Genomic DNA, 11,541 nt, shown 5'->3' with positions numbered 1-11,541 from the left:
GCGACATCGTAAAAAGCGTAGAGAAGAAAGGTAGGAAAGAGTATGAATAGAACTTTTTTGAAAGGGCTAGGATTAGAACAAGAAGCTATTGAAGCGATCATGGCTGAATATGGTAATGATGTTAATAGCTTAAAGGATAAGGTTAGTAAGTTGGAAGAAGATAAAAAGAGTTTGGAAGATTCTTTAAAATCGTTTGAAGGTGTCGACATCAAGAAATTACAAGAAGATAACGAAAACTTAAAGAATACATATGAAAATCAAATTCGTGATATGAAGATAAGCGGTGCAATCGAAAAGGCTTTAACTAATGCGAAAGCTAAACATTCAGACTTATTAATCGGGAAGTTCGATAAAGGGAAAATTAAGATAACTAAAGATGGAAATATTGAGGGTATTGACGAACAATTAAACTCATTCAAAGAAACCTACAAAGATTTATTTACATCGGAAGTTACAGGTAAGGAGCCTAATAATCCAGAGGGACAAGGGGCTTCGGTAAAAAACCTATTTGAAGTAGGGGCAAATATAGAATAAAAGGAGAAAAAATATGCCAAACAAAATAGAAAACGCAAAAAAATATATACCAACACTAGATAAAATTTATAAATTAGGATCATTAACATCAATTCTTGATGGTAATCCAGAGCTAGCAAAAGAAGGAGCAAATGCGGGAGAATTATTAGTCGCTAAAATCAAAGTAGATGATATGGCTGATTATGATAAGGCTAAAGGCTATACAGATGGCGATGTGACTTTAGAGTGGGAAACTATCAAAGCAGATTATGACAGAGGTAGAATGTTTACAGTAGACAATGTAGAAAATAAAGATTCTGCTGATTTAGCTTTTGGACAACTTGCAAATGAATTTATAAGGACAAAAGTAACTCCAGAAATAGATGCATGGAGATTTTCTAAATATGCTAAAACAGAAAACATAGGAAACACACATGGAAATCTTTCAGATGGTGCAAATGTAATTAAAGCTTTAAGAGCTGCAACAACAGCAATGGATGAAAAAGAAGTACCAGCAGAAGGTAGAATCTTATTCATTACCCCAACATTAAAAGGCTTGATTGATGATTTAGATACAAATAAATCGAGAGCGGTAATAGATAAATTTGCTAAAGTGGTTGAAGTGCCAGTGTCAAGATTTGATGCAGGAATTACTTTGAAGAAAGATGGTGGTATTGAAAATAAAAATTCTAACCCACTAAATTTCATGATTGTACATCCATCAGCAATAATACAATATCCTAAACACGTCGCACCAAAAATCGTAACCCCTGAGGCTAATCAAAATGCGGATGCATGGAAATTTGGTTATAGATTAGTTGGAGTATGTCAAGTTTATGAAAATAAAGTTGATGGTATTTATGTACACGCTACAAAAGAACTAAATAAAGAAGTAAAGAAGAAAGAAAAAAACTTTGAAATGTAATTTAAGGATTTAAAATGATTGATAAAGATAAAATAATTAGTGAGATGAGAAAAAGACCAGGAATGGAATTAGCAGATGTTGAAAGTCTTTATCAAGACTCGGTAGAAGACATCTGCCATTTCACTCACTTAACAGAAAATGAATTAAAAGAATTAGCCATTGGGTCAATTATAAAAGACCTGATGGCTTTTAGATTTAATACTCTAGGAGTGGAAGGTATTAAATCAGAAAGTTTTTCAGGAGTATCTACAGGATATTACGATGATATACCTGAAAGAATAAAAAAGAAATTAAGGTCTTTTAGGAGATTACCATGAGTGTAAATTCAAGAATGAAAGAAGTTGATATTTATGAATTAACAGAACAAACTTCTAAATCTGGAGCGAAAAAACAAGAGTGGAATAAAATAAAAACTATACTTGCTTCGATATATCAAGCTAATCAATTTACATCCGTGGATAATTACAGAAATGTCGAAACAACGCATCAAGCTTTAACACATTATAAGGGATTGATTGCTAGAAAATATAGGGTTATTCAAGGCGATAACAAATATGAAGTCTTAAGTATTGATAATAATCATAGATTGGCAGTAATTAGCCTAAAGGAAGTAAAATTATGGTAAATATTAAAATTGATACTACGGCATTTAAAAATTCTTTACCTAATGCGTCTAGTGAATTAAAAAAACTAATGATTGAAAGGGTTAATATGGCAACACAGCTTGTAAAAGCTAAAGCTATAGAAGAAACTCCATCAGATCAGGGGCTATTAAGAGTAAATATGACAGCAAATGTAAAAGTTGACGGAAATTCTATAGTAGGAACTATTGGAAATACTTTAGAATATGCTCCATACGTTCATCAAGGAACGGGAAAATACGCTAAAGATGGTAAAGGAAGAAGTGGATATTGGATATTTGTAAAAGGTTCAAGTGGAAAAAAATCTAAAAAAAGCAATAGAACTTATTCATTAGCAGAAGCTAAAAAAGTAATGGCTATACTTAGAAAAAAAGGATTAGAAGCTTACTACACTAACGGACAAAAGCCAAAACCATTTTTAGAAAATGCAAAAAGTAAGAATATGGTAAGTATTAAAAAAATATTGGGGATTAAATAATGTTAAGTCATGCAATTAAAAAGCTATTAGATGAAGCCACAGGGCTTGACTTTAGCCCTGTAATAGGAATAAGCGAACAAATACCTATATGTAGTTATAGCATACAAGATAATGAATATGAAGTGGTTAACAACGCTACATTGGAAGTTAGGATATATGATGAAGACTATGACAATATAGAGATTTTAAGAGAGAAGATAAAAAAACATATATGCAGTAAAGAAAATGAATCTGGAAAAATAGTTGATAATTATATCTTAAGAATAAAACCAACAGGTGGTGGAATATTAAGAGATGAAGAATATTTTGAAAGTACACAATTCTTTAATGTGAAATATTACAAAAAAGGAGAATGAAGATGGAATATAAAAAAAATATGGATGAAATAATATTCGGAGCGGGTGAAGTTTATATTACGAATTATACAGGGGATGAAATTCCAAAACATACGACAATTGAAGTTGCTGACAATCATGTTGGTCACTGTCAGGGGGGGTTCACTGTTGAGTATAAACCTGAAAAATATGATGTAAAAAATCAATATGGAAAAGTTGTTAAAACTTTTATAAAAGGAGAAGATATTTCTGTAAAAACAGGAGTATTAAGTTGGGATTTAAAAAATTTAGAAAAATTATCAACTGCAAAATTTACAGAAGATAAATCGAAAAATATAAAAAAATTGACATTCGGGGGGACGAAAAAAGCACTAGATGTTGTATTATTAAGATTTGTACACGAAAAAGAAGATGGTAAAAAATTAAGATTTACAATGATTGGACAAGCCGGAAACGGATTCAGTATGGAATTTGCTGATAAAGAGTTAGTTATTGACGCGGAAATTCACGCAATTGAAAAAGTTAAAAACTTTTTAGCTGAAATAGAAGAAGAAGTAACTGATAAAGAAGTAAAGAAGAAAGAAAAAAACTTTGAAATGTAGAGAATGTGAGGGGAATGAATGATTACACGTATTGATTTAAATGAGTTGATGAACAGAACTGTTGAAATCAAGATTAATGATACAATAGTTAAAGTTAAAGATATTACCGTAAAGCAATTTGAAAGAATGCTAGAAATTGAACAAAATAATGATTCTAAAGGTCAAATAGAAATTATAGCCGAAATTTTAAATAATAATGTTGATGGAGTTAATTTTGATGTTAAGTCTGTACAAAACATGACAAGACCAGCTGTAATAGCTTTATGGACATTGTTTTTAACCCGTTCCATTGATTATACTGTAGACCCAAACTAACAATCCCCTTGCCTCAAAATACAATAGTTAGAAAAGCAATTAAACAAAAATATTTTAAGAATGAAGAATGGGAAGAAAACTTCTTACAATCTTCAAGTGAATTAAAGAGAATGTCTGATTATGCGGGATGTTCTCTTTTTGATTTGCTTAATTTGCCATTGCCAGTATTTCTATTAATAAAAAGAGATTCATGGCTAGATAGCATGAATAAAACGGAAGACGGCAGGGAAGTTTTAAAAGATTTATGGAGATTAGGACAAACTAAAGCTGATTTAACTAAAGTTAGAGAAAAGGGGGTTAAACAAGTATGACAAATGTTGGAACAATGCAATTACCAGCAATAAGTACGGATATTATTGTAAATACTAGCAAAATTGATGAAGGAATGAAAACTGCTGCAACTAAAATTGATAAAGGAGCTAAAACTATCAAAGGTCACTTTGACAAAGTGGGAGATGCTGGGAAAAATTTATCAAAAGTAGGTGGTAATTTAACAAAATATGTATCTGTACCCCTTGTAGGTGTTGGGATTGGGGTAGGCAAGTTAGCTATAGATTTTGAAAAAAGTTTTGCTAAAGTATCAACTCTTTTAGATTCTAGTAAAACTGATTTTAATGCTTACAAAAAAGATTTATTGAAAGGGTCTACAGAAGCAAAAGTGCCGGTTGAAGAATTTTCGGAAGCTGTTTACAATTCGATTTCTGCGGGTGTAGAATCTGGGAAAGCTATAAAGTTTACATCCGATGCTATGAAACTTGCAAAAGGTGGTTTTACAGATGGTGCAAGTGCTGTAGACATCTTAACAACTGCTATAAACGGTTATAAATTGAAAGCGGAAGATGCAAATAGGGTGTCTGATTTGCTTATCAATACTCAAAATTTGGGAAAAACAACCGTTAATGAATTAGCTTCATCAATGGGTAAAGTAATACCTACAGCGAGTGCTGCTAACTTTGAGATTGAAGAATTATCAACATCTTATGCGGTATTAACTAAAAACGGTATTGCAACTGCTGAATCAGGTACATATTTAAGAAGTATGTTGTCTGAATTAACTAAATCAGGAAGTGAGACAGATAAGGCTTTAAGAAAATTAACGAAAAAGGGTTTTGCAGACCTAAAAAAAGAAGGTAAATCAACAACTGAGATATTTAAGATGTTAGATAAATATGCTAAAGACAATGGAAAAACATTAAAAGATTTATTTGGTTCTGTTGAAGCGGGTTCAGCTGCAATGGTTTTAGCTAGTGGAGAGGGCAAAGAGTTTAATGAGATATTAAAGTCTATGGATAAAAGTGCAGGAGCAACAAATGACGCATTTAAAAAAATGAACTCCACAAGAGCTGCTAAAATGGCAGACATGCTTAATAGAATTAAAAATAAAGCTATTGAGTTGGGAGAAAAGTTATTACCAGTATTTGATAAAATCGTTACAAAAGTTGAAAAAGCTGTTGATTGGTTCACAAGTTTAGATGATAGCACGCAATCAATGATATTAAAATTTGGGGGGCTAGCTATTGCAGCAGGACCAATTATTAAAACTTTCGGTGGACTTCTATCTGGAATAAGTAAAGTTGGAACGGGTATGAAGCTTTTAGGAGTGGGAGCGAAAGCAGCAACTCCATTGTTAGGAACTATAGGGACTGCAGCAAGCGGAGCGAGTGGAGCGTTAGTAGGAGCAGGAGCAGGAGCAGGAACTTTAGCTGGTGGATTAGGATCAGCAGCACTTGCAGCAGCACCATGGGTAGCAGGAGCAGCAGCAATAGCTGGAGCTGGATATTTAATTTATGATTCATTACAAGAAAAAGCAACTCCAGCTGTAGATAAATTAGCAGACGGCATGATAAAAACAGGTACAAAAATTCAAGAAATCAACGGAGAAATGGTTGAAGTTGCAGACTACACCGCTGTTAAAATTTCAGAATCTACAAAAAAACAAATGGAATCATACTATAAACTATCTGATGGAGCTCAAAAAACTACAATGGAAATGTTTACAGGTATTGTTCCTATGAATAAAGAAAATTTAGGTAAAATAACATCTGACGTAAAAGAAATGTCCAATCAAACTGTAACAGCTATAAACACTCAAAAGACGGAAACAATTAAAGGTTTCCAAGAAATATTTAGTCAATCTACAACTTTTACCGCTAATGAAAAAACTCAAGTTTTACAAGATGTTGAAAAAATGGCGGAAGAACGCAAGAAAAAAATTGAAAAAATGCGAGATAGGTTGGTCGAATTATATGAGCAAATAAAGAAAAAAGGGGTGTCTAATTCCACCGAAGAAAAAAAAGAAGTTGAAAAACTTTATCAAGAAATGGCGAAAGAACAAATAAGAAGCGTTACAAAATCTAAAAACGAACAGGAAGTATTATTAAATAATTTGAGTAGCACAAGAGGACAAGTCACTCAAAAAATGGTTGAAGATACTATTATAAAAATGAATGATATGAGAGATAAATCAATTCAATCTGCGGAAGAACAATATAATAAACAAATCGAGTTTGCAACAAAGTGGAAAACTGATATTGAATTGGCACATGGGAAACTTTCCGAAAGTCAAAAAAGAACTTATGATAAAATGGTGCAAAACGCAGAAGATAACGCAGCTAAGACTATTAAAGCAAGTGAACTTTTGAGAAAAGAAGGGATTGAAACTCTTATAAAAGATCATGGGGAATTAACTAAGACTGTAGACTTTGAGACTGGAAAACAAATGAACTTTTGGCAAAAAGCTAAAAGAAATGTTAATTCTTCATTAAATAGCGTGGAAAAACAAATCGAGAGATTAAATGCAACTCCTCTTACTGACAAGTATGCTAAGTATCATATTGAAAGTGTTACAACAGAAATTCACAGGTCTATACGACAAATGGACGACCAAACCAGATACAATGCTATCCATTACGGTTTAACTGCTAGTGATAGAGCAAGATATGGATACCATGCTTCTGGGTTAGATTATGTACCTTATGATGGATATAAAGCCCACTTACACAGAGGGGAAAGAGTTTTAACAGCTAAAGAAAATAAAGAATATTCTTCAAAAGGTAATGGAAACATTAATATTAATATTGAAAATTTTGCTAATAACACTAAAGAAGATGTTAGAAGTTTATTAAAAAGAATAGGGGAAGAAATGAAAAGACAAAAAATAGGAAGGGGACAATATGCATGATTAAAATATTAAATAAAGATATAGAAAAATATAAAATAACATTTGCTTCTTTTCCTAATATTCCATCTCCTACTAGAGATATTCAAGAAAAGCAAGTAAGTGGTAGAGATGGGTGTTTAATTATAGACAAAGGAACTTATAGAAATATTGAGATTGCACTTAATGGTCATGCAGAATGTGATAGAAGTGATTTAATTGATTATTTTGGGTTTCAAGGCGAATTAACTTTTGATGATTCAGATGAGTTTTTTTGGAAGTATAGAGTAATCAATATCGATACTAAACAAATTCTTGATAGAGGGCAACTTTTAGAGTTTAATGTTACATTAAAATTAGAACCATTTAAGTATTTGATAAAGGGTAAAGAGAAACAAACAGCTAAAGATGAAATCACATTAAAAAATAAATACAATACTAATGCGTATCCTTACATTAAGGTTATAGCTAAAGGTAATGTTAAAATTTATCTTAACGGCAGACAGGTTTTAGAAATAAAAGATGTAAAAGATTATGTAGAAATTGATTGTGATAAAGATATGATTTTTAGAGAGTATCAAAGCTATGATGAAAAATCTAGCGGAGATACTTTTTTCTTGCCTGGAAATACAAGTACAACTGTGAGAATAGAAGGGGCTACAAGTTTTGAAATCACACCAAACTGGAGGACTATATGAGTAAGGTATATTTATATAAATCTAACGAAAAAAACTTCTTACACAGAGGATTGGGTGTCTTAAAAGATATATCAGATACAGTTATTACCGAACAAATAAATGGAGTGTTTGACTTATCTTTTTACTATCCCTTAAATGGTAGGTTAATAAAAAAGATTAAAGAAGGTAATATAGTTAGAGCGAAGACAAAAAAAGGATATCAAGCTTTTAGAATTAATTCTATAACAAAAAATGATGATTTTTTAGGAATATTTGTCCATGCTTTTCATATTTCGTATGACTTAGCTTATAACTTCATCGAAGATACATTTGTTCAAAATAAAGGTGGAGAGGCTGCATTAAGTCAAGTGTTAGAAAAGGCTATAATACCACATAATTTTAAGTCAACATCAACTGTTCAAGAATTTATAAGTACTAGATTAGTTAGAAAAAACCTATTATCTGCAATAATGGGAAATGATGAAAATTCTTTATTATCTAGAGGTGGTGGAGAATTTGAAAGGGATAATTTTCAAATAAATTGGAAACCGTCTATTGGTAAAGATAGAGGGGTTAAAATTAAATACAGAAAAAATCTTGTCGGATTACACTTTAAGAGTGATGAATTTAACGTAATTACTCAAATAATGCCACAAGGATATGATGGGTTATTGCTCCCTGAAAAATATGTAAAATCTCCAATTATCGATAATTATCACATGCCTAAAATCGCTAAAATAGAGTATAGTGATGTAATCTCAAACGAAAAAAGCAAAGATAATGAAAATGCTATAGACCATAACCAAGCTTTGGAAAAACTAAGAATTAAAGCTAAAAAAGAATTTGAAAAAGGAGTTGATAAGCCAAAAATAACATGTGATGTAGAATTTGTAGATTTAAGTCAAACTGTTGAATATGAGCAATATAAGCAATTAGAAGAAGTGTACATTGGCGATACCGTAACAGTTTACCATCCAAAATTAGATGTTGATGTAAAAATAAAAATTGAAAGTTATCAATACGATCCTTTATCAGATAGTTATATAAATTTAACTCTAGGTAATAGTGAAAATACAATGCTAAAGGCTTTTAGTAATGCGGATAAGGCTTTAAGTTCTGTAGAAGAATTAAAGAATAATATTCAAAAATCTCTTTTAGAAAAAGCGATAGAAACTTCAACTAATTTAATAAATAATGGTTTTGGTGGTTTTGTGAAGTATTATCCAGATAAGATATTAATCATGGACATCGATAGCGAAACCGCTGCAAAGAATGTATGGCAAATAAATAAAAACGGAATAGGACATTCTTCAACAGGAATAAACGGACCTTATAAATTCAGCTGGACTATTGATGGTCAATTCAACACAGAATTTATAGGAGCACATTCAATCACCGCAAACAAACTGGCTTCAGACATTGGGCAAAGTCTTGATTTGTCATCAAATAAAAGTATAATAAGTTCGGTAAAAGGTCAAGTCACAGAATATGTAACAGCAAATAAAGCGATTTTAAAAGGTGATCCAGGAATAAACGGAAAAGATGGAGTAAGCACTTATGTTCATATTGCATATGCAAGGAATGCAGATGGTTCTCTTGATTTTAGTCTTAAACCAGGTGAAAGGGAGTATATAGGAATATTAGTAGATAACAATTCTGAACAATCTAAAGATTACCAAAAATATATTTGGAGTAGACTAAGAGGAGAACGAGGACCTAGGGGGCTTCAAGGATTACAAGGTGAAAATGGTAAAGATGGAATCAAAGGGGCGGATGGAACTTCTTCATATACACATATAGCATACGCTAACAGCGAAGATGGAAGACAAGACTTCAGCATATCTGATAGTAGAGGCAAATCATATATCGGGATGTATGTAGACGACATGAAAAAAGATAGCGAAAACCCATATAAATATAAATGGAGTTTAATCAAAGGGGCGGATGGAACTAAGGGGATTCAAGGGGCTCCGGGGAAAAATGGCAAGACCCCTTATCTTCATATAGCATACGCTAACAGCGAAGATGGAAGAAGAGGGTTCAGCATATCTGACAGTGCGGGTAAATCATACATTGGCCAATATACAGACTTCAACGAATATGATAGTTTTTATCCTGATAGATATAAATGGACAAAAATTAAAGGTGAAGATGGGAAAGATGCTGACTATACACAATTCAGACAACAATACTCTTCTGAACTTAAACAACTGCAAAACTCAATAGAGTTAAAAGTAAGTCGAGACATATATGATAGGAATAACACGAGAATCGATTCTAAATTTACGTCATTTAAATTATCATCAACACAAATAGAAGCTATTGCAAAAGAATTTATTATAAAAGGATTTTTAAAAGCAGACGAGGGAAGGCTTGGGAATTGGTACATTTCTAAAAATTATATTATGCCAAGAGATGAATCTGTAGGAATAGGAACTGCGGCAAATTCAGAACATCAAGCTGTATTTTGGGCTGGGTATAAAAGAATTGCTAATGAAAATATTTATAATTTTGTGGTGAGAAAAAACGGTAAATTAACAGCAAGAGAAGCAGAAATACAAGGAAGAATAAAATCGGGTTCTATAATTGAAGTTGGAGAATATGGAAAAATTCAAGCTACTACTAATGGGCTTCAAATCAATGTTCCAAGATCACTCGCATCTAAAGGAGGAATTGGTCTTCAAATTGTGGGACGTAAAATTGAACAAAAATCAGGCATGTTCATTCCACAAGGTCTCTATATATATAAAGATGACGATTTTTCAAGTGGTTCACTTCCGCAAGATTCTAACGATTTTTTAATGTCAATCAGAGGTTATGCTGATATTAAGGGGATAGGATATATTAAATTTAACAGAGGTAAGCATGGAGGTGAGGATTATGCAAGCATTGGATTTTGGGAGTCTAAAAATGTAGCATTGGGATTTGGTGGAGATAATAACGATATATATTATGAATACAATAATACTACTTACTCTCTATGGAAAGTTGTGAAAAATCAGTCGTCTGATAGAAAATTAAAAGAGAATATCATTGACACTCCACATAATGCTATTGATATAATATCTAAATTAAGATTTAGAGAATACGATTGGAAAAAGGGAAAATTCTATGCAAAACATACAATTATTGGACTTATAGCTCAAGAAGTTGAAGAAGTAGATGAAAGTTTTGTATATGAAGATGGGGATATACTTAAGCTAGATACGCTAAGGTTAGCAAGCCTTGCACTTAAAGGAGTTAAGGAATTAGATGAAGAAAACAAAAAATTAAAAGAAGAAATTTCTGAAATAAAAAAAATGATAGAGGAGATTAAAAATGAGAAACATAACAATAACTAAAGATATGGTTGAAGATAAATATTATTTTTCTGCTGAAAAAGATAATGGAAAAATTGTAACTGGATCAATATTAAAAAAAGAAATTGAAAAAATAATAGAAAAAGTTGAAGCATTAAAAAGTGTAGATGAAAAAAAAGAAGAAATAATTTCTAATTTTCTTAAAGAAGAAATAAAAAAATCAACGGATAACATTGATAAATTAAAAGGTTTAGTTCCTAGATTCAATACAGGAGTGAAATATGTAAAAGATGATTTAGTTGAATATAATAATGAATTTTATAGATTCAAATTAAAAGAAAAGGTTGTTGATTATGATGATATCCCGAACATAAATTCCGAAACTTGGGAAAAAGTATCTAAAGTAACAAAAGAAAATGAAAATGAAGAATATACAAAAAACTATGATTATGCAACATTTTGGAATAGAGACGAATCTTTTAAGGCCGGTACTTATGTTAAGTGGATAAATAATTTATACAAAGCGTCAGTAACTACAGATAATGCAGAACCAGGTAGAGATAGTAGATGGATATTAATCCCAAAAGTAAAAAAATAAA

At 31.5% G+C, this 11,541-nt stretch carries 13 protein-coding genes; all 13 read left to right on the top strand.

The genetic code is table 11. The features are described 5' to 3' along the window. Positions 1-42: 42 nt before the first annotated feature. Genes EQF90_RS06390 through EQF90_RS06330 form a run of 13 tightly spaced genes read left to right on the top strand, consistent with a single transcriptional unit; the run spans position 43 to position 11,540 of the window. The gene (locus tag EQF90_RS06390; RefSeq protein WP_134711481.1) at positions 43-534 is read left to right on the top strand and encodes a phage scaffolding protein; all 492 of its coding nucleotides are present in this window, start codon (positions 43-45) and stop codon (positions 532-534) included. Positions 535-547: 13 nt separating this feature from the next. Beyond that, complete coding sequence (locus EQF90_RS06385) at positions 548-1,438, top strand: hypothetical protein (RefSeq protein WP_134711480.1); 891 nt, start codon at positions 548-550, stop codon at positions 1,436-1,438. Positions 1,439-1,452: 14 nt separating this feature from the next. Continuing rightward, a complete protein-coding gene (locus EQF90_RS06380; protein ID WP_134711479.1) occupies positions 1,453-1,755 on the top strand; it encodes a head-tail connector protein in 303 nt (100 codons plus the stop codon). Next, a complete protein-coding gene (locus EQF90_RS06375; protein WP_134711478.1) occupies positions 1,752-2,063 on the top strand; it encodes a head-tail adaptor protein in 312 nt (103 codons plus the stop codon). The genes EQF90_RS06380 and EQF90_RS06375 overlap by 4 nt, the downstream gene beginning before the upstream one ends. After that, positions 2,057-2,557 carry an HK97 gp10 family phage protein gene (locus tag EQF90_RS06370; protein WP_134711477.1) on the top strand — a complete coding sequence of 167 codons (501 nt, stop codon included), beginning with the start codon at positions 2,057-2,059 and terminating at the stop codon, positions 2,555-2,557. Before EQF90_RS06375 ends, EQF90_RS06370 begins: the two co-directional genes overlap by 7 nt. Then, a complete protein-coding gene (locus EQF90_RS06365; protein ID WP_134711476.1) occupies positions 2,557-2,913 on the top strand; it encodes a hypothetical protein in 357 nt (118 codons plus the stop codon). The genes EQF90_RS06370 and EQF90_RS06365 overlap by 1 nt, the downstream gene beginning before the upstream one ends. A 2-nt stretch (positions 2,914-2,915) precedes the next feature. Continuing rightward, positions 2,916-3,494 (top strand): hypothetical protein, encoded by a 579-nt coding sequence (locus tag EQF90_RS06360; protein WP_134711475.1) that lies wholly within the window; start codon positions 2,916-2,918, stop codon positions 3,492-3,494. An 18-nt stretch (positions 3,495-3,512) separates the two neighbouring features. Beyond that, entirely contained in the window at positions 3,513-3,809 is a 297-nt protein-coding gene (locus EQF90_RS06355; protein WP_134711474.1) for a hypothetical protein, read from the top strand. A gap of 8 nt (positions 3,810-3,817) precedes the next feature. Beyond that, a complete protein-coding gene (locus EQF90_RS06350) occupies positions 3,818-4,120 on the top strand; it encodes a hypothetical protein (RefSeq protein WP_134711473.1) in 303 nt (100 codons plus the stop codon). Continuing rightward, positions 4,117-6,990 carry a phage tail tape measure protein gene (locus EQF90_RS06345; RefSeq protein WP_134711472.1) on the top strand — a complete coding sequence of 958 codons (2,874 nt, stop codon included), beginning with the start codon at positions 4,117-4,119 and terminating at the stop codon, positions 6,988-6,990. Before EQF90_RS06350 ends, EQF90_RS06345 begins: the two co-directional genes overlap by 4 nt. Further along, entirely contained in the window at positions 6,987-7,664 is a 678-nt protein-coding gene (locus EQF90_RS06340) for a hypothetical protein (protein WP_134711471.1), read from the top strand. The genes EQF90_RS06345 and EQF90_RS06340 overlap by 4 nt, the downstream gene beginning before the upstream one ends. Beyond that, positions 7,661-10,984 carry a phage tail spike protein gene (locus tag EQF90_RS06335; RefSeq protein WP_134711470.1) on the top strand — a complete coding sequence of 1,108 codons (3,324 nt, stop codon included), beginning with the start codon at positions 7,661-7,663 and terminating at the stop codon, positions 10,982-10,984. Before EQF90_RS06340 ends, EQF90_RS06335 begins: the two co-directional genes overlap by 4 nt. Next, positions 10,962-11,540 carry a hypothetical protein gene (locus tag EQF90_RS06330; RefSeq protein WP_134711469.1) on the top strand — a complete coding sequence of 193 codons (579 nt, stop codon included), beginning with the start codon at positions 10,962-10,964 and terminating at the stop codon, positions 11,538-11,540. Before EQF90_RS06335 ends, EQF90_RS06330 begins: the two co-directional genes overlap by 23 nt. Position 11,541: the final 1 nt, after the last annotated feature.

Origin of the sequence: Helcococcus ovis, from assembly GCF_004524775.2 — a bacterium.
GTDB classification, from domain to species: domain Bacteria; phylum Bacillota; class Clostridia; order Tissierellales; family Peptoniphilaceae; genus Helcococcus; species Helcococcus ovis.
This window is presented reverse-complemented; position numbering and strand designations above follow the sequence as displayed.